Origin of the sequence: Curtobacterium sp. PhB130 (genome assembly GCF_003755165.1) — a bacterium.
In the GTDB taxonomy this organism is placed as follows: Bacteria; Actinomycetota; Actinomycetes; order Actinomycetales; family Microbacteriaceae; genus Curtobacterium.
Window position 1 is genome coordinate 1145033 of record NZ_RKII01000006.1, and the last position, 18104, is coordinate 1163136.

Consider the following 18104-nt stretch of genomic DNA (forward strand, 5'->3'; position numbering starts at 1 on the left):
ATCAGCTGTCGGTGCGCGGCGAGAAGGTGCCGTCCGAGGCGAGCGGGCCACGGCCCAGGACACCTTCGGTGACGGCCTCCTGGATCACGTCGCCGAAGTGGCCGGGCAGGGTCGCGCCGTGCGTGCCACGGAGCTCCTCCACGGTCGCTTCGAACGCGCCCTGGACCTCGAGCGCCTGCGAGGTGCCGTCGGTCACGCCGATGCGGAGCACCGGGAAGCCCCGGCCGTTGCAGAGACCCTGGAAGCGGACGTCGTCTTCACGGCGGACGGTCACGATGACGCGGGCCGTCGACTCCGAGAAGAGCGCCGTCGCGGTGTCGACGCCGTCACGGCTCTCGAGCTCGTCGAGCACGACGCGTGCACCGACGCCGAAGCGCAGGACCGACTCGGCGAGCGACTGGCCGAGGCCGCCGTCCGCGAGGTCGTGGGCGCTCGTCAGGAGCTGCTCGTCCGCAGCGGCGTGCACGAGCTCGGCGAGTGCCTTCTCGCGCGCGAGGTCGACGCGCGGCGGCCGACCACCGAGGTGACCGTGCACCGTGCCGGCCCATGCGGAGCCGTCCAGCTCGAGGTTCGTCGTGCCGAGCAGGTAGATGTTGTGACCGTCGTCCTGCCAGCCGGACGGGATCCGGAGTGCGACGTCGTCGATCACGCCGAGCACACCGACGACCGGGGTCGGGTGGATCGGGGTCGACCCGGTCTGGTTGTAGAACGACACGTTGCCGCCGGTGACCGGGATCCCGAGCTCCATGCAGCCGTCCGCGAGGCCCTCAACGGCCTCGGAGAACTGCCACATGACCTCGGGGTTCTCCGGGGAGCCGAAGTTCAGGCAGTCGGTGACCGCCGCGGGAACGGCACCGGTGACGGCGACGTTCCGGTACGCCTCGGCGAGGGCCAGACGCGCGCCCTGCTTCGGGTCGAGCTGGCAGTAGCGGCCGTTGGCGTCGGTGGCGATCGCGACGCCGAGCCCGGTCTCCTCGTCGACGCGGATCATGCCACCGTCGTCCGGGAAGGAGAGCGCGGTGTTGCCGAGCACGTAGGTGTCGTACTGGTTCGTGACCCAGTTCTTCGACGACAGGTTCGGCGAGCCGAGGAGCTGGAGGAACTGCGCCTTGAGCGCCGGACCCGTCTCCGGGCGGTCGAGCGAGTCCGCGCCGTCGGCCTGCAGGGCGTCGATCCAGGTCGGGTACGCGACCGGGCGGTCGTAGACCGGACCGTCGACGGCGACCGTGCGCGGGTCGACGTTCACGATCTCCTTGCCCTGCCAGTCGATGACGAGGCGGCCGGTGCCGGTGACCTCGCCGAGGACGCTGGTCTCGACCTCCCACTTGTCGACGACGGCCAGGAAGGCGTCGAGCTTGTCGGGGCGGACGACCGCCATCATGCGCTCCTGGCTCTCCGACATGAGGATCTCCTCGGCGGTGAGCGTGGGGTCGCGCAGCAGGACGTCGTCGAGCGAGATGTGCATGCCACCGTCGCCGTTGCTGGCGAGTTCCGAGGTGGCGCAGGAGATGCCGGCGGCGCCGAGGTCCTGGATGCCCTCGACGAGCTCCTTCTGGAACAGCTCGAGGCAGCACTCGATGAGGACCTTCTCGGCGAACGGGTCGCCGACCTGCACGGCGGGGCGCTTGGTGGGGCCGCCCTCGGTGAAGGTGTCGGACGCCAGGATCGACGCGCCGCCGATGCCGTCGCCGCCGGTGCGGGCGCCGAAGAGGACGACCTTGTTGCCGGCGCCGGAGGCGTTCGCCAGGTGCAGGTCCTCGTGACGCAGCACGCCGACCGCGAGCGCGTTGACCAGCGGGTTGCCCTGGTACACGGAGTCGAAGTAGGTCTCGCCGCCGATGTTCGGCAGGCCGAGGCAGTTGCCGTAGAACGAGATGCCGCCGACCACGCCGTGCACGACGCGCGCCGTGTCCTCGTGGTCGATCGCGCCGAAGCGGAGCTGGTCCATCACGGCGACCGGGCGGGCGCCCATCGAGATGATGTCGCGGACGATGCCGCCGACACCGGTGGCAGCACCCTGGTACGGCTCGACGTAGGAGGGGTGGTTGTGCGACTCGACCTTGAAGGTCACCGCCCAGCCGTTGCCGACGTCGACCACACCGGCGTTCTCGCCCATGCCGACCATCAGGTTCTTGGTCATCTCCGGCGTGACCTTCTTGCCGAACTGCCGGAGGTAGTTCTTGCTCGACTTGTACGAGCAGTGCTCCGACCACATCACGGAGTACATCGCCAGCTCACCCGAGGTGGGGCGGCGGCCGAGGATCTCGCGGATCTTCGCGTACTCGTCCGCCTTGAGCCCGAGGGCTTCGTAGGGCTGGTCCTTGTCGGGCGTCGCTGCGGCGTCCTGGACGGTGTCGGGCTCGGGGCGCACGAAGGTCGTCACGGTGTTGTCGTTCCCTGCTGCAGTGGAGTCGGTCACGTCGGTCGGCTCGGTCACTTGACGAGCGTCGACTCGATCACGGAGGTGAAGAAGGTGAGGCCGTCCGTGCCGGAGGCCATCGCCGCGGGGGTGTCCGGGCCGAAGCCGGGCTCGGTCGCGTGCTCGGGGTGCGGCATCAGGCCGACGACGTTGCCGCGCTCGTTCGAGACGCCGGCGATGTCGTCGATGGACCCGTTCGGGTTCACGCCGAGGTAGCGGAACACGACCTGGCCGTTGTCCTCGATGCGCTTGATCTCGTCGGCGTCCGCGACGAAGCGGCCGTCGGCGTTCTTCAGCGGGATGGTGATCTCCTGCTGCGCGGTGAACCCGGAGGTCCAGGCGGTGCCGGCGTTCTCGACGCGGAGCTTCTGGTCGCGGCGGATGAACTGCTGGTGCGCGTTGCGGGTGTGGGCGCCGGGGACCAGGCGCGCTTCCGCGAGCATCTGGAAGCCGTTGCAGATCCCGAGGACCGGCATGCCCTTGCCCGCGGCGTCGATGACCTCGGCCATGATCGGCGCCTTGGCGGCGATCGCTCCGGCACGGAGGTAGTCGCCGTAGGAGAACCCGCCGGGGAGCACGATGGCGTCGACGCCCTGCAGGTCGTGGTCGCCGTGCCACAGCGCGACGGGGTCGGCGCCGGCGAGACGCACGGCGCGCTGGGCGTCGCGGTCGTCGAGCGAACCGGGGAACGTGATGACACCGATGCGCATGGAGGTCACTCCGCGTCGGCGACGCTGACCGAGACGACGTCCTCGATCACGGCGTTGGAGAAGATGTCGGCCGCGATCTCGCGGACCTCGGCGAGCTTGGCGTCGTCGACGGGGCCGTCGACGGTCACCTCGAATCGCTTGCCGATGCGGACGTTGGTCAGGTCGTTCTTGCCGAGGCGGGCGAGGGCGTTGCCCACCGCCTTGCCCTGGGGGTCGAGGATCTCGGCCTTCGGCATGACCTCGACGACGATCGTTGGCACGTGTTCACTCCAGCACGGGGGGTCGGGTGGGGACCGCATCAGTCTATGCGGCGCGCGCGGCGCGCGCGACCGGTTGTGAAGAACTCCTCCAACGCGTATATTCCAACTCGAATAGTCCACCCGGAACATCTGACTGGAGGCTCGTGTGACGTCGCTCACGCCGCTCGCGTTCGCCTCGCTCGGCCTCCTCGCCGAGGGGCCGATGCACCCCTACGAGATGTTCCAGACGATGATCCACCGCAAGGACGACCGACACGTCAAGGTGCGGCCCGGCACGCTCTACCACCAGGTCGGCCGTCTCACGGAGCTCGGCCTGGCCGAGGTCGTCGGGACCGACCGGGACGGCAACCGCCCCGAACGCACCACCTACGCCATCACCGACGCCGGGCGTTCCGCGCTCCGCGACGGGCTCCGACGCATGGTCGCCGAGCCCGCCGAGGAGTACCCGGAGTTCCACCTCGCCCTCGCGGAGATCGAGAACCTCCCCGTGCCCGAGGCGGTCGATGCCGTCCGGGTGCGAGTGGCGGCGCTCCGTGACGAACTGGCCTTCTACGACCAGGGACTCGCGGACATGCGCGCCAAGGGCCTCGCGGAACGCTTCCGCCTGGACGTGGCGTACGTCCGTGCCATGCTCACGACGCAGATCGAGTGGCTCTCCGCCACGGCCGACCGGATCGCGAGCGGCGACATCCCCTGGGACGGTCCGGCCGTCCCCGACGACATCACCACGAACAGCAAGGAAACCACTCGATGACCACCGTCACGCCCCCGCGGACGACCGAGAAGAAGCCGTGGCCCGCGCTCTGGGCGCTCGTCGTCGGCTTCTTCATGATCCTCGTCGACTCGACCATCGTGTCCGTCGCCACCCCCACCATCGCGCAGAAGCTGGACGCGGACATCAACGCCGTGATCTGGGTGACCAGCGCCTACCTCCTCGCCTACGCGGTCCCGCTGCTCATCACCGGACGCCTCGGTGACCGGTTCGGCCCGAAGGTCCTGTACCAGGTCGGCCTCGTGGTCTTCACGCTCGCCAGCCTCTGGTGCGGGCTCTCCGGCTCGATCGAGATGCTCATCGTCGCCCGCGTCGTGCAGGGCCTCGGCGCCGCGATGATGACCCCGCAGACGATGTCCGTCATCACGCGGATGTTCCCGCCGCAGAACCGTGGCGCGGCCATGGGCCTGTGGGGTGCCACCGCGGGCATCGCCTCCCTCGTCGGTCCGATCGCGGGCGGCCTGCTCGTCGACGGCTTCGGCTGGGAGTGGATCTTCTTCGTGAACGTCCCCGTCGGCGTCGTCGCGTTCGTCCTCGCGCAGCGCTTCGTGCCCTCGTTCGACCGGCACCAGCACCGCTTCGACTACCTCGGCATCGTGCTCTCCGCGGTCGGCATGTTCCTGCTCGTCTTCGGCATCCAGGAAGGCGAGACCTACGACTGGGGCACCATCGCCGGTCCGATCTCCGTCTGGGCGCTCATCATCGCCGGCCTCGTCGTGCTCGCCGCGTTCGTGGTCTGGCAGGGCGTGCAGAAGACCGAGCCGCTGCTGCCGCTCGGGCTCTTCAAGGACCGCAACTTCACGCTCGCGAACATCGCGATCACGGCCGTCGGCGTCGCGATCTCCTCGTTCGCCCTCCCGCTGATGCTCTGGGCGCAGGACGTCAAGGACTTCAGCCCGACGCAGGCCGCGCTGCTCCTCGTCCCGATGGCCGTGCTCTCCGCGGCCCTCGCACCGCTGGTCGGCAAGAACCTCAACCGCTGGAACCCGCGCTGGGTCGCCGCGTTCGGTCTCGCCTGCTTCTCGGGTGGTCTGTTCTGGTTCGCCGGCCTCGTCGCGGCGAACGCCGGCTGGCAGGTCATCCTGCTGCCGAGCGCCCTGCTCGGCATCGCCAACGCCTGCATGTGGGGTCCGCTGTCGGTCTCCGCGACGCGGAACCTCTCGCCGCGCCTCGCCGGTGCCGGCTCGGGCGTGTACAACACCACGCGCCAGATCGGTGCGGTGCTCGGTTCGGCCGGCATCGCCGCCCTGATCGAGGCCCGCATCACCGCGAACTTCCCGTCCTCCACAGGTGGGTCGTCCGCGGGCGGCGCCGAGCAGCAGGTCGGTTCGCTGCCGTCCTTCCTGCTCGACCCGTTCTCGAAGGCCATGGGGCAGTCGCTGATCCTGCCGGCGGTCGTCCTCGTGGTGGCCATCGTCGCCGCGCTGTTCCTGGCGAAGCCGAAGCAGACCGTCGCCTGGGCGCAGACCGGTGCGGTCGCGACGCAGCCCGGCGCCCCGGAAGAGCCGGCCCGCGCCGAGCACGGCTCGCACGCCGCCGGTGCCGCGCCGACGAGCCCCGAAGCGGAGCTCGCCGCGTCCGATCACCACGGTCGTCACGCCGACGTGTGACCCGCGCCACCCGGAGCCCCCGCCCACCTCGGTGGACGGGGGCTCCGTCGTGCCTGGCCCGGCGCGTTCGGCCTGCTCCGCTCGGCCCGGCGCGACAACACCGCTGTCGTACGACAGCGGTCCTGTCGTCCGCAGGCGTGCGCAACAGTTGCGCACACCGCCTGACGACGAGGTCGTTGTCGTACGACAGCGGGCCTGTCGTTCCGAGTCGACCCTTCGCGACGCCCCGCAGCCGCGCCACCCGACCCGCCGGCGCGCGGCGCTCACCCGCGGCGGGACAGGTGCGCCCGCGTGAGCGCCTCCATCTCCTCGTCGGAGAGGGCGTCGACGGCGCGGGCCTCGCGGCGGTCGGTCCGCTGCCACCGCACGAACAGCGAGATCAGCACCGGGATGTCCGCGACCTCGGCGATGAACCACAGCAGGTCTCCGGCGAGGTGCTGGTCACGCAGCGGCGACGGGAACCACCCCGGCCCGACGGCCATCCGCGTCGCACCGTCCAGCACGTGGTCGGTGATCCGCAGCACGATGCCCGGGATCGCGTCGAGCATCAACTCCACGAACGCGAGCAGGAACTCCGCCGTGACGAACGTCGACGAGCGCAGCACCCCGGGCTCGGACAGCGGCGCGAGCAGCCCGAACCCGAGCACCGGGACGAGCACCGTGATGGCGATGGCCCAGACCGAGGACGTCCGGATCGCCGCCGACAGCGGTGTCAGCAGGAGGCAGAACAGCGCGAGTGCGACCAGTGGCGACACGATCGCGTTGCCGAGCACGCGCACCGGACGCGACCCCATCAGGACGGAGGCTCCGCGGGCGAGCCGATCCGGGCCTCCCGTCCGGAGCAACGTGACCGGCGCTGCGAACGCGGCGAACGTGGGGACCGCGAAGAAGAGCAGCGAGAGCCGCAGCACGAACGCCCACCGCAGGGTCTGGTCGTAGACGCCGACGATGCCGAACTGCAGGATCCCGAACAGGACCAGGGCTCCGGCGAAGGACAGCGTCCGCCACCACGGCCAGGGCGCGCCGCGTCGGTGTGCGCCGACGACCCACCAGCCGTACGTCACGCCGGCGACGGCGATCAGGACCGCGGCGAGGGGGTCGAGGTGCCAGGTGCTCCAGAACTCGGACGGTGACGGCGTGGGGTGCCTCCTGTGGTCGCTGCACCGACAATCCTCCGCGCACGACCGGGTGGATCGGGGCCGTCCGCCGTGAGAACCGGTTCAGGAGCAGAACCGTGTACAGTGGTGTTGTCTTGATTGCTGCAAAAGAAGGGGACCCCATGGACGCCGATGCAGACCTGCTCCGCACCGCCGGTCTCCGCGTCACGACCCCGCGGCTCGCGGTCCTCCGTGCGACCGAGACGATGCCGCACGCGACGGCCGACGACATCGTCACCGCACTCGCGGCGGAGCTCCCGACCACCAGCCACCAGGCGGTCTACGGCGTCCTCGCGGCGCTGACCGGCGTCGGGCTCGTCCGCCGGATCGAACCGGCCGGCAGCCCCGCACGCTACGAACGCCGCACCGGCGACAACCACCACCACATCGTGTGCACCATGTGCGGCACCATCGCGGACGTCGACTGCGCCGTCGGGCACTCGCCGTGCCTGACCCCGTCGGATGCGCACGGGTTCGCCGTCACCACCGCCGAGGTCACCTACTGGGGGATCTGCGAGCAGTGTGCGGCGGCCGAGCGCGACGACGCCGAGCCCGTCACGGCCTAGCCGCGCCAGCACGAACCGGCGCGAGCGCGAGCACCAGCGCAACCGCCCCACCGACCACCCGAAGCACCCCTGACCGCACAACCGTTCCAACCGAGGAGGACCCGTGTCCGACCAGAACACGACGCCCGGCCAGCCGGCCGGCACCCCCACCACGACCACCAACAGCGGCGCCCCCGTGTCGAGTGACCAGCACTCCATGGGCGTCGGCGCGGACGGGCCCCTCGCCCTCCACGACCACTACCTCGTCGAGAAGCTCGCCCAGTTCAACCGTGAGCGCGTCCCGGAGCGGGTCGTCCACGCGAAGGGCGGCGGCGCCTTCGGCACCTTCACCGTCACGCAGGACGTCAGCCGCTTCACCCGCGCCGCGTTCCTGCAGCCCGGACAGCAGACCGAGATGCTCGCCCGCTTCTCCAGCGTCGCCGGCGAGCAGGGCTCCCCGGACACCTGGCGCGACCCCCGCGGCTTCGCGCTGAAGTTCTACACGACCGAGGGCAACTACGACCTCGTCGGCAACAACACCCCGGTGTTCTTCATCCGCGACGGCATCAAGTTCCCCGACTTCATCCGCTCGCAGAAGCGTCTGCCCGGCTCGCACCTCCGCGACCACGACATGCAGTGGGACTTCTGGACGCTCTCGCCCGAGTCCGCGCACCAGGTCACGTGGCTGATGGGCGACCGTGGTCTGCCGGCCTCGTGGCGGAACATGGACGGCTTCGGGTCGCACACGTACCAGTGGGTCAACGCCGAGGGCGAGCGCTTCTGGGTGAAGTACCACTTCCTCACCGAGCAGGGCCACGCGACCCTGACGCAGGAGGACGCCGACCGCATCGCCGGCGAGGACGCGGACTTCCACATCCGCGACCTCCACGCAGCGATCGAGCGTGGCGACAACCCGCGCTGGACCCTCAAGGTGCAGGTCATGCCCTACGAGGACGCCGCGTCCTACCGCTTCAACCCGTTCGACCTGACGAAGGTGTGGCCGCACGCGGACTACCCCCTCATCGAGGTCGGCACGATGGAGCTGAACCGCAACCCGGAGAACTACTTCGCCGAGATCGAGCAGGCCACCTTCGCGCCGTCGAACTTCGTGCCCGGCATCGCGGCGAGCCCGGACAAGATGCTCCTCGCGCGCATCTTCAGCTACGCGGACGCCCAGCGGTACCGCGTCGGCACGAACCACGCGCAGCTGCCGGTGAACGCGCCGAAGAACGAGGTGCACTCGTACTCGAAGGACGGCGCGATGCGCTTCGACTTCCAGAAGTCCGAGGTCCCCGTGTACGCGCCGAACTCCCTCGGTGGCGCACACGCCGACCCCGCCGCGACCGACGACGCCCCCGGCTGGGAGTCCGACGGTGCGCTGCAGCGTTCCGCGGCGACCCTCCACCCGGAGGACGACGACTTCGGTCAGGCCGGCACGATGTACCGCGAGGTCCTCGACGACGCCGCCCGCGAGCGCCTGGTCGGCAACATCGCCGGTCACGTCTCCAAGGTGACGCGCGACGACCTGCGTGAGCGCGTCTTCGCGTACTGGACGAACGTCGACGCCGACCTCGGTGCGCGTGTGCGCGCCGCGGTCGCGCCGAGCGCGCCGGGTTCGAACGAGGACCCGGAGAAGGTCGCGGTCGAGGCGTAAGCCCCGATCTCCACGGACGGGAGGCACGGTGCCAGCTGGCACCGTGCCTCCCGTCCGTTGGTTGGGTCGAGACCTGCTGGACCTGCGAGACCTGCTGGCCGTCTGCTAGACCTGCTGGCCGTTCAGCCAGATGGGGCCTGCCGGCCAGTCCTCGAGTGCTGCGGTCACCGACCGCACCATCCAGCCGCCCTGCTCGGTGTTGCTGACGCCGGCGCCCTCGGCGGTGAACGCCGAGAACGTGCCGACCGCCTCCGGGAACTCGTGCCAGCCGAGGTGGCTGTAGAACGGGATCCGGTTCTCCCCTGCGCCGAGGAACCCGTAGGGAACGCGGAGCCCGTCGAGCACGGCGTGTGTCCTGGTCATGAGTTCGCGGCCGACGCCGGTGCCCTGCAGCCGAGGGGAGACGGCCACGAGGCCGGTGTCACCCACGAGGACGTCCTCGCCGCCGACCGTGACGAACATCCGCCGGATGCCGACGTGCGCGAGGACCACCCCGTCCGCATCGCGCGCGATCACCCGGCGTTCGGGTTGCATGCCGGACCAGCTGCGGCCGCCCACGTACCAGTGCGACCAGTCCGGGAACGCCTGCCCCAGCATCGCCGCGATCGCCTCGTGGTCGGGGAGGGTCAGCGTGCTCTCCTCGACCACCTCCCACCGGATGTCGTCGCTCATGCGTCCATCCTGCCCGACGGCTCCCGAGGGGCTTGCGCTGTTGGACGTCACTGCGAAGCGCTCGCGGATCGGCAGGGACCACCATGGGCATCACGAAACGGCTCCTCGGGGCTGTGGAGTGATCCCGGAACGCGACAGGCGTCAGCCTCGGCCGGGGGCCGTCACCTCGATGCGGTTCGACCACGGGTCCTCGAGCGCGACCGTCCGCCCGTCGTCCGCGGTCTGCACGCCGTGGTCGCGCATCCGGGTCGTCAGCGCGCCCAGGTCGTCCGTGCCGGGGACCTCGATGCGGACGAGGCCGAGCCCGAGCGCGAGTTGCCGCCGTCCGGCTCCGCGCGAGTTCCACGTGTTCATCGCCATGTGGTGGTGGTACCCGCCAGCGCTGACGAAGAGTGCCTCGCCCCAGCCCGCCGTCGTCGCGAAGCCGAGCTTGTCGACGTAGAAGTCCTTCGCGGCGGTGACGTCGCCGACCGACAGGTGCACGTGTCCGACCCGGCCAGGGGTGGTCGCTGTGGACTCCAGCGCGGAGGACGTCAGGTGCTCCTGCAGGAAGGCGTTCGGGTCCACGTACTTCGTGTCCATGTCGACCATGCCGTGCGTCCACGACCACGCGGTGCGGTCGCGGTCCCAGTAGAGCTCGACGCCGTTGCCCTCGGGGTCCGTGCAGTAGAACGCGAAGCTGACCAGGTGGTCGGCGCTGCCGGTGAACGTCTGCGGGTACTTCGTGGCGACCGAGTACAGGGCGGCCGCGAGGTCGGCCTTCGTGTCGAAGAGGATCGCGGTGTGGAACAGGCCGGCCTCGTGGGCGCCGGCGTGTGCGAGCGCGGGGGAGTGCTCGAGGATCACGATCGGCACGGCGACGCCTGATGGGGACGGCCGTCCGAGGACGGCGACGCCGCCGTCGTTCGCGAAGAGCGACAGTCCGATGCCCTCGCGGTAGTAGCCGATCATCCGGTCGAGGTTCGCGACCCGGAGCGTGACGGCGCCCATCCCGGTGTCGGCGGCGAGGAGGTCCTGCGTGTGCATGGGACCAGTGTCCGCCCAAATAGTTGACGCGTCAACCAAATGTCGCCCTCAGCATCGCACTCGGCGTCCTGTCGGCGGAGCGCGGTCGGGCAGGGCCAAGATGGAGGGATGCCACGCTCACGACGCGCCACCGATCGCGCCCGACCTCCCCGCGGTCGGGGTCCGGACGGGCAGGGTCCGGACCGGCGGGGCCCGGACGGGCGGGGCCCGGACGGGCGGGGCCCGGGCGGGCGGGCGTTCCCCGTTGCGCAGATGCGCGACCGGATGTCCTCGTACATCTACGGGAACATCACCGTGCTCGCTGCTGCCATCGCCGTCGACCCCGAGGCGATCCACCACGGCTCGGCGGTGTGGGCGGTGCTCGCGACGGCGGTCCTGACGTACCTGGCGCACGTGCTCTCACACCTCGTCGCCCACGGCATCGGCGACGACGAGACCGACGACGACGTCCGTCGCGAGTCCGTCGTGAGCATCGTGCGCAACGCGAACCCGATCGCCACCTCCGGCTTGATCCCCGCGGTGCTCTACGCCGCGGCGTGGATCGGCTGGATCCCGGCGCCGTGGGCGCAGACGGCAGCGCTCGTGATCCTCGTCGTCCGCATCGGCATGGTCGGCGTGTTCATGCAGCGGTTCAGCGGCAAGCGCCCGACGTTCCTCGGGCTGTGGGGCGGCATCGTGCTCGCCGCCGTGGCCTTCGTGATCGGCCTCGTGAAGGTGGTGTTGACGCATTGAGCGGATCCTCGACGACCGGCAAACGGTCGAACTGGCGGTTCCTGCGGGACCTCGTGATCATCGTCGTGGCCGCGCTGCTCGCGTCGTTCCTCGTCAAGGCGTACCTGGTGCGCTCGTTCTACATCCCCTCGGCGTCGATGGAGAACACGCTGCTCGTGGGGGACCGGGTGCTCGTCAACGAGCTCGTCCCGAAGGCCGTCGGCCTGCAGCGCGGTGACGTCGTCGTCTTCAAGGACCCGGGCGGCTGGCTCGGGCCGGGACTCGGTGACGACCTCATCAAGCGGGTGATCGGACTGCCGGGCGACACGGTCTCGTGCTGTGACGCGCAGGGACGACTGCAGGTGAACGGGCACGCGGTCGACGAACCGTACGTCCTGCACGACCAGGGATCGGATCGCGTGTCGACCGACTTCACCGAGACCGTCCCGGCGGGCAAGATCTGGGTGATGGGCGACAACCGGTACAACTCCGCGGACTCGCGGGTGCACGGCCCCGTACCGGAGTCGGACATCGTCGGCCGCGCCTTCGTCATCACCTGGCCGATCAGTCGGTGGTCGACGCTGTCGCGCTACGGCAACGAATGGGACGCGGTACCGGACCCGAACTGATCGCGGTACCGTGTCGCGTGGCCGAGACACCGCCGTTCGAGTACGTCACCGGGGGTGACGACGACGTCCGTCTGCGGCGGATCGGCACGAACGGCCCGCAGGCCGGCACGATCGGCCCCCGACCGGACCACGTGCTGTTCTGGCTGTCCGACGGTCGAGCGGTCGTCACCGCGGACACGGGCGAGCGCTGGGAGGTCGAGGCAGGGCGGCCGGTGATGCTCTCCGCCCCGGTCGCGTACGCCTTCGAGACCGATGCCACCCGGATGACACTGCTGCACCTGTCGCCGTCGTTCCTGCACACCGTCGCGGCTCGGGCGGACGCCGGGACGGACCCGTGGGAGTTCGTCCAACCCGTCGCCGGCGACATCCGGCTCGAGCCGCTCCGGACGCTGCTCCGCGAGGTCACCACGCAGATCCTCGACCCGGGACTGCCGGACGCCGACCGGCGGGCCGTGAACCGCCGGGTGGCGAAGGTCGTCCTGTCGACGTTCACCCGGTCACGCTCGGACGTCGAGAACCGGTTGCGTCGCGTGGTGCGGTTCGTGCACGAACACGCCGCGCACGACGTCACCGTCGGCGACATCGGCGATGCAGCGGGCCTGAGTGAGCGCGGGGTGCAGGACCTGTTCCGCCGGACGCTCGACGTCACGCCGATGCAGTACCTCAGGGAGGTCCGGCTCGACCGGGTGCACCTCGAGCTGCAGGTGCGCCGTCGTGGCGTCGTCACGGTGCGGGAGGTCGCCGGGCGGTGGCAGTTCGCGCACCTCGGGCGCTTCGCCGCCGCGTACCGCCGGCGGTTCGGGGAGAGCCCGAACGAGACGCTGGCGCGGACTGGCGGCGCCTGACCCGGGCGGGTGTGAATACAACATGTTTCGTCTGCGGATGCCCGCGGACCTAGCGTCGCCGGCATGGGAGACCCCGTTCCGAGAGATTACGTCCAGACGCTCGACCTGCTGAAGGAGCAGGTGCGCAGCGCACGGTTCACCGCCCAGCGGCGCGTGAACACCGAGCTCGTCCGGCTCTACTGGCGCATCGGCGCGATCATCCTCGATCGCCAGCGGCGGTCGGGGTGGGGGTCGGGTGTCGTCGCTCGTCTGGCAGCCGATCTGCGAACCGCGTTTCCGTCCATGAAGGGATTCTCGCCGCGCAACCTGGCGTACATGCGCGCGTTCGCGAGGGCGTTGCAGGACCCTGAGGATCTGCAACAGCCTGTTGCACGATTACCGTGGGGCCACATCACCGTGCTGTTGAGTCGCTTCGACGATCGGTCACGACGTGACTGGTACGCCGAGCGTGCGGTTCACCACGGGTGGTCACGAAGCGTCCTGGAACACCACATCAGGACGAACGCGCACGAACGGTTCGAGGGCGCACCGACGAACTTCGAGCGTGCACTCGCGCCCGGGGCCTCCGACCTCGCGAAGCAGATCACGAAGGACCCCTACGTCCTCGACTTCCTCGCTCTCGACGGGGACAGCGGTGAACGCGCGCTCGAGCAGCGGCTCGTCGACCGTATCTCCGGCACCCTCCGGGAACTCGGCAACGGATTCGCGTTCGTCGGGCGGCAGGTGCACTTCGACGTGGGTGGGGACGACTTCTTCGTGGACCTGCTGTTCTTCCACGTGGACCAGCTGCGCTACGTCGTGATCGAGTTGAAGACGGGGAAGTTCCGACCGGAGCAACTGGGCCAGTTGTCCTTCTACGTCGCGGTCGTCGACGATCGTCTTCGTCGGTCCACGCACGCCGAGACCGTCGGTCTCCTGCTCGTCGCCGGCAAGAGCGAGTCCACCGTGCGGTACTCCCTCGGAGCGCACCAGAGCCCGGTGGGCGTCGCGACCTACGATCTGCTGCCGGAGGACGTACGGGGCGCGCTGCCCTCAGAACATGAACTGGAGGGCTTGTTGGCTGCGAGTGTCGGTGACTGAGTCGGGTCAGCAGCCGCTGGACGTCAGCGTCACGTCGGTGACCTCGCCGCTCGCGATCGTCGCGGTCTTCGCGCACAGGCCGTCGGCGCGCACGGTGACCTTGCCGACGGCGATGCCCGCGAAGTTCAGGGTGTCGCCGGGGAACGCCTTCTGGTGCGCCGCGGCCCGACCGTTCGGGACGAGGACCTCGACCAGGTAGCCGTGCTCGGCTTCGTTCGCGGAGACGGTGATCGAGATCCGTCCGGTGGAGTCCTGTGCACCGCACCCGGTCAGGACCAGGCCCGCGGCGAGACCGAGGACGAGGGCAGTGGGGAGACGACGGAGCACCCGCCAAGCCTACGCGGAACCGAGCAGCCACCCGTTGTCGGCGGCCACGCGCAGCGCCTCGGTGGCGTTCCTCGCGGCGGTCTTCCCGATCGCCGCGGACAGGTGGTTCCGCACGGTGCCCTCGGACAGGTGCAGCGCTGCGGCGACCCCGGCGACGGTGGGCGCGGTCCGGAACGCGATGAGCGCGTCGGTCTCCCGTGGCGTGAGCGGGGACGGGCCTGCGGCGAGCGACTCGGCGGCGAGGACCGGGTCGACGACGCGGAAGCCCCCGGCGACCCGACGGACGGCGTCGGCGAGCTGTTCGGCGGGCGTGTCCTTCACGACGAACCCGGCGGCGCCGGACTCGAGCGCTCGCCGGAGGTACCCGGGGCGGCCGAACGTCGTCACGATCAGGGAGCGGCAGGACGGCAGCGACGCGGCGAGCTGGGCTGCTGCGGTGAGCCCGTCGGCGCCGGGCATCTCGACGTCGAGCAGCGCGACGGTGGCACCGGACTCGCGGGCGGCGTCGAGGACCAGGTCGCCCCTCGCCACCTGCGCGACGACCTCGATGTCGGGTTCGAGGGACAGCAGGGACGCGAGCGCCCCGCGGACCAGCGCCTGGTCGTCGGCGAGCAGCACCCGGATCGTGTCGGTCATCGTCTCCCTCGTTCCACCCGGAGCAGGAAGCCGCCGAGGTCGCTCGTGCCCGTGACGAGCGTCGCACCGACGGCGTCGGCCCGCTCACGGAGTCCACGGAGCCCGTTCCCCCCGAGTGTGTCCCCGCCCCGGACGCCAGGACCACCGGCAGGGCCGGCAGCGCCAGCACCACCGACACCGGCACCGGCACCGGCAGCGCCAGCACCACCGGCACCGAGCACCCCGGTCCCGTCGTCCTCCACCGTCAACGACGTCCGCGTCAGCGTGATCCGCACCGCCGACGCCGCAGCGTGCCGCACGACGTTCGTCACGCCCTCGCGGAGCACCCACGCGAACAGGCTCCGCACGTCCGTCGCGGCGACGTCGCCCGACACGGGCAGGTCCGCGTCGATCGACGCCGCGGACAGTGCAGCCCGTGCCGACACGAGCTCCGCGGACAGGTCGGCCTCCCGGTACCCGCTGACCGCCTGCCGGAGTCCCTGCAGTGCCTCGCGGGAGAGCCGTTCGACGTCCTGCATCTCGGCCTTGGCCCGGGCCGGGTCGACCTCCACCAGGCGCGCCGCGAGTTCGGACTTCATCGCGACCACGGTCAGGGAGTGGCCGAGCACGTCGTGCAGGTCGCGGGAGAAGCGGGCGCGCTCCTCGACCACTGCCAGCCGGGTGATCTCGTCCTGGGCGACGCCGAGTCGCTGCTCGGCGTCGCGTTGTCGGCCGAAGAAGAGCATCGACGCACCGACGGAGACGGTGATGACGGGAGCGAACAGGATCCCCAGGTCCGCCGCGTTCGACCAGCCCATGACCGCTGCGACGACGAGTTCGCCGAGCACGGTGAGCACGACGACGACGAGGGCGACCCAGAACCGGGCGGCGACGAACCCGGAGAGCGCCACGAGGAGCGGCCAGGACCACACCGCCAGGGGGCCGACGACGACGAGCAGGAGCGCCGAGCAGAGGGCGTAGAAGCCGACGACGACGGTGCGTCCGGTCAGCCCCCGCCGCCACATCAGTTCCGGCGCGACCAGGTAGAACGCGTAGACGAGCGTCAGCGTGACGGTCGCGACGACGTGGTCCGTCAGCGAGCGGCCGTCGGTCCACAGCGCCACGATGAGCAGCACCTGCCACAGCAGCCCGAAGACCGCTCCGCCGTACCAGCGTCGACGTGCGTGCGCGATCTCCGCCGCGTCGCTGCTGGGCGGAGCGGCCCACGGGAACGAGCGTGGCCCCTGACGGGAGGCCCGGCTCGGGCCCGCCACGCTCGTCACCTCGTCCATGGACGCAAGGCTAGGGCCGTCAGCACCGGTCGTGCGCGCGCCGGTGGAGTGGCTCACTGCCGCGCGGCGTCGCGACGGTAGCGCCACATGATCACGGCGCCGAGCACGATCGCCCAGCCGGTGAGGACCAGCGCGGGGTCGAGCATGCCGCTCGTCCCGGTCGCGCCGGCACCCATCTGCCCGATCCGGTTCAGCCAGTACGAGGGCAGCAGGTGCGCGATGCTCCCCATCCACGCGGGCATGATCGACAGCGGCACCCAGAGCCCGCCGAGGATGGCGAGCCCCATGAACACGACCATGAAGAGGGGCTGCGCGAAGGACGGCTTCGCGAACTGCCCGATCAGGATGGCGATGAGCGCGAAGGGCACGACCCCGCACCAGATGCCGAACGCCGCCGCGAGCCAGTGCATCGGGCTGAGCGACGCGTGCAGCGCCAGGACGGACACCAGGATCGTCACCGCGATCGACATCGCGGAGAAGGCCATCGCGGCGATGACCTTCGACACCAGGAAGCCCCATCCGGAGAGCGGCGTGACCCGGAGCTGCCGGTTCCAGCCGATCGAGCGCTCGTTGACGATCGCGAACGCCTGGCTGAGCGCCGCCATCATCGCGCCGTACGACGCCATCTGCAGCGTGGTGACGACGAGGTAGGGCAGCCCCGTGGTCGGGTCGTGCTCGGCGCCGTACGCGGCGCCGAAGACGAGGAGCATCACGACCGGCACGGCGAAGGTGAACACCATCGCCCGGACGTTCCGGAGCTGACGCTTGGTCTCGAGGAGCACGTAGCGGACGGGCATCCGGCCGCCGCGGCCGGCGGGGACGGACAGGGGCGCGGCGACGGCGGCCGCGGAGGTCGTGGTGGTCATGCGGGGACTCCGATCGGGTCACGGGTGAGTGCGAGGAAGGCGTCGTCCATCGTGGAGGCGACCACCTCGATGTCGTGCGCCTCCGGGAACGAGGCGAGGAGGGCCCTGAGCGTGACGTCCGAGCTGTCGGTGCGGAGCGTGACGGAGCCGTGCCGCGCCTCCAGGCCGACCGTGCCGGGCAGTGCCAGGAGCGCGTCGTGCGCGGTCTCGGGGACCCCGCCGAACCGGATCGTCCGCGTCGCGGCGATCGCCTTGATCTCGGCGGGGGTGCCGTCGGCGACGACGCGACCGGAGCGCAGGATGACGATGCGGTCCGCGAAGGTGTCGGCCTCGTCGAGGTAGTGCGTGGCGAAGACGACCGTGCGGCCGGCGTCGGTGAACTCCCGCATCGAGGACCAGAACGTGTGTCGGGCCTCGACGTCCATCGCGGCGGTCGGCTCGTCGAGGACCAGCAGGTCCGGGTCGGAGACCACGGCGACCGCGAAGCGTGCCCGCTGCAGCTGCCCGCCGGAGAGCTTGTTCACCCGGCGGCCGGCGATCTCGGTGCAGCGTGCGCGGCGGAGGGCCTCGTCGATCGGCATCGGGCTCCGGTGCGCGGCGCCGACGAGGGCGACCGCCTCCCGGACCGTCATGTCGGGCAGCAGCGCGCCGCCCTGGAGCATCGCGCCGACGCGGCCGTCGATCACCGCACGGCGCGGGTCGTCGCCGAACAGGCGCACCGTGCCCTCGGTGGGGGAGGACAGCCCGAGCGCGAGGTCGACCGTCGTGGTCTTCCCAGCCCCGTTCGGGCCGAGCAGGGCGACCACCTCGCCGGTGCGGATGGTGAGGTCGACACCGTCGACCGCGGTCACCGGGCCGAAGCGCTTCCGGAGACCGCTGAGCTGGATCACGGGTGCTGGGTTCATGTCCTCCAG

General features: G+C 70.7%; 19 protein-coding genes. 8 read left to right on the top strand and 11 right to left on the bottom strand.

From position 1 onward, the window contains the following. Position 1 precedes the first annotated feature (1 nt). The 3 genes from purL to purS are packed head-to-tail and all read right to left on the bottom strand — an operon-like array spanning position 2 to position 3389. Positions 2-2383: a phosphoribosylformylglycinamidine synthase subunit PurL gene (gene purL / locus EDF24_RS05625; protein ID WP_123701476.1), complete on the bottom strand. Its 2382-nt coding sequence runs from the start codon at positions 2381-2383 to the stop codon at positions 2-4. Between the two features lie 50 nt (positions 2384-2433). Further along, positions 2434-3129 (bottom strand): phosphoribosylformylglycinamidine synthase subunit PurQ, encoded by a 696-nt coding sequence (purQ, locus tag EDF24_RS05630; protein ID WP_123654422.1) that lies wholly within the window; start codon positions 3127-3129, stop codon positions 2434-2436. A gap of 5 nt (positions 3130-3134) precedes the next feature. After that, the gene (gene purS, locus EDF24_RS05635) at positions 3135-3389 is read right to left on the bottom strand and encodes a phosphoribosylformylglycinamidine synthase subunit PurS (RefSeq protein ID WP_123654421.1); all 255 of its coding nucleotides are present in this window, start codon (positions 3387-3389) and stop codon (positions 3135-3137) included. 145 nt (positions 3390-3534) lie between these two features. On the opposite strand from purS, the gene EDF24_RS05640 reads away from it, so the two are divergent. Both EDF24_RS05640 and EDF24_RS05645 read left to right on the top strand, forming a co-directional pair. After that, positions 3535-4143 (top strand): PadR family transcriptional regulator, encoded by a 609-nt coding sequence (locus EDF24_RS05640; protein ID WP_243698158.1) that lies wholly within the window; start codon positions 3535-3537, stop codon positions 4141-4143. Then, complete coding sequence (locus EDF24_RS05645) at positions 4140-5771, top strand: DHA2 family efflux MFS transporter permease subunit (RefSeq protein ID WP_123654420.1); 1632 nt, start codon at positions 4140-4142, stop codon at positions 5769-5771. Before EDF24_RS05640 ends, EDF24_RS05645 begins: the two co-directional genes overlap by 4 nt. Positions 5772-6034: 263 nt before the next feature. Here EDF24_RS05645 and EDF24_RS05650 read toward each other — a convergent pair whose 3' ends face one another. Continuing rightward, positions 6035-6835 carry a cytochrome c oxidase assembly protein gene (locus EDF24_RS05650; protein ID WP_185021566.1) on the bottom strand — a complete coding sequence of 267 codons (801 nt, stop codon included), beginning with the start codon at positions 6833-6835 and terminating at the stop codon, positions 6035-6037. A 215-nt stretch (positions 6836-7050) separates the two neighbouring features. Here EDF24_RS05650 and EDF24_RS05655 point away from each other — a divergent pair, with 215 nt between their 5' ends. Together EDF24_RS05655 and EDF24_RS05660 are read left to right on the top strand one after the other, a co-directional pair. Continuing rightward, entirely contained in the window at positions 7051-7494 is a 444-nt protein-coding gene (locus EDF24_RS05655) for a Fur family transcriptional regulator (RefSeq protein ID WP_123654418.1), read from the top strand. A gap of 103 nt (positions 7495-7597) precedes the next feature. Continuing rightward, a complete protein-coding gene (locus EDF24_RS05660; protein ID WP_123701382.1) occupies positions 7598-9127 on the top strand; it encodes a catalase in 1530 nt (509 codons plus the stop codon). Between the two features lie 105 nt (positions 9128-9232). Here the strand turns inward: EDF24_RS05660 and EDF24_RS05665 are convergent, their stop codons facing one another. Beyond that, complete coding sequence (locus EDF24_RS05665; protein ID WP_123701383.1) at positions 9233-9799, bottom strand: GNAT family N-acetyltransferase; 567 nt, start codon at positions 9797-9799, stop codon at positions 9233-9235. Positions 9800-9940: 141 nt separating this feature from the next. After that, positions 9941-10825 carry a VOC family protein gene (locus EDF24_RS05670; RefSeq protein ID WP_123701384.1) on the bottom strand — a complete coding sequence of 295 codons (885 nt, stop codon included), beginning with the start codon at positions 10823-10825 and terminating at the stop codon, positions 9941-9943. A 264-nt stretch (positions 10826-11089) separates the two neighbouring features. Between EDF24_RS05670 and EDF24_RS05680 the strand changes: the two genes are divergently transcribed. From EDF24_RS05680 to EDF24_RS05695, 4 genes are all read left to right on the top strand, one after another. Next, positions 11090-11557: a hypothetical protein gene (locus EDF24_RS05680; RefSeq protein WP_132046695.1), complete on the top strand. Its 468-nt coding sequence runs from the start codon at positions 11090-11092 to the stop codon at positions 11555-11557. Beyond that, complete coding sequence (gene lepB / locus EDF24_RS05685) at positions 11554-12165, top strand: signal peptidase I (RefSeq protein WP_123701387.1); 612 nt, start codon at positions 11554-11556, stop codon at positions 12163-12165. The genes EDF24_RS05680 and lepB overlap by 4 nt, the downstream gene beginning before the upstream one ends. A 17-nt stretch (positions 12166-12182) precedes the next feature. Beyond that, the gene (locus EDF24_RS05690) at positions 12183-13010 is read left to right on the top strand and encodes an AraC family transcriptional regulator (protein WP_165931282.1); all 828 of its coding nucleotides are present in this window, start codon (positions 12183-12185) and stop codon (positions 13008-13010) included. Positions 13011-13073: 63 nt separating this feature from the next. Continuing rightward, positions 13074-14090 (top strand): YhcG family protein, encoded by a 1017-nt coding sequence (locus EDF24_RS05695; RefSeq protein WP_123701388.1) that lies wholly within the window; start codon positions 13074-13076, stop codon positions 14088-14090. Between the two features lie 6 nt (positions 14091-14096). On the opposite strand, the gene EDF24_RS05700 is transcribed toward EDF24_RS05695, so the two are convergent. Genes EDF24_RS05700 through EDF24_RS05720 form a run of 5 tightly spaced genes read right to left on the bottom strand, consistent with a single transcriptional unit; the run spans position 14097 to position 18095 of the window. After that, the gene (locus tag EDF24_RS05700; RefSeq protein ID WP_123701389.1) at positions 14097-14417 is read right to left on the bottom strand and encodes a hypothetical protein; all 321 of its coding nucleotides are present in this window, start codon (positions 14415-14417) and stop codon (positions 14097-14099) included. A gap of 9 nt (positions 14418-14426) precedes the next feature. Next, positions 14427-15053 carry a response regulator transcription factor gene (locus EDF24_RS05705; protein WP_123654409.1) on the bottom strand — a complete coding sequence of 209 codons (627 nt, stop codon included), beginning with the start codon at positions 15051-15053 and terminating at the stop codon, positions 14427-14429. Beyond that, positions 15050-16324 carry a sensor histidine kinase gene (locus tag EDF24_RS05710; protein ID WP_123701390.1) on the bottom strand — a complete coding sequence of 425 codons (1275 nt, stop codon included), beginning with the start codon at positions 16322-16324 and terminating at the stop codon, positions 15050-15052. Before EDF24_RS05710 ends, EDF24_RS05705 begins: the two co-directional genes overlap by 4 nt. A gap of 53 nt (positions 16325-16377) precedes the next feature. Continuing rightward, a complete protein-coding gene (locus tag EDF24_RS05715) occupies positions 16378-17190 on the bottom strand; it encodes an ABC transporter permease (protein ID WP_243698157.1) in 813 nt (270 codons plus the stop codon). Further along, the gene (locus EDF24_RS05720) at positions 17187-18095 is read right to left on the bottom strand and encodes an ABC transporter ATP-binding protein (protein WP_123654407.1); all 909 of its coding nucleotides are present in this window, start codon (positions 18093-18095) and stop codon (positions 17187-17189) included. The genes EDF24_RS05715 and EDF24_RS05720 overlap by 4 nt, the downstream gene beginning before the upstream one ends. Positions 18096-18104 lie beyond the last annotated feature (9 nt).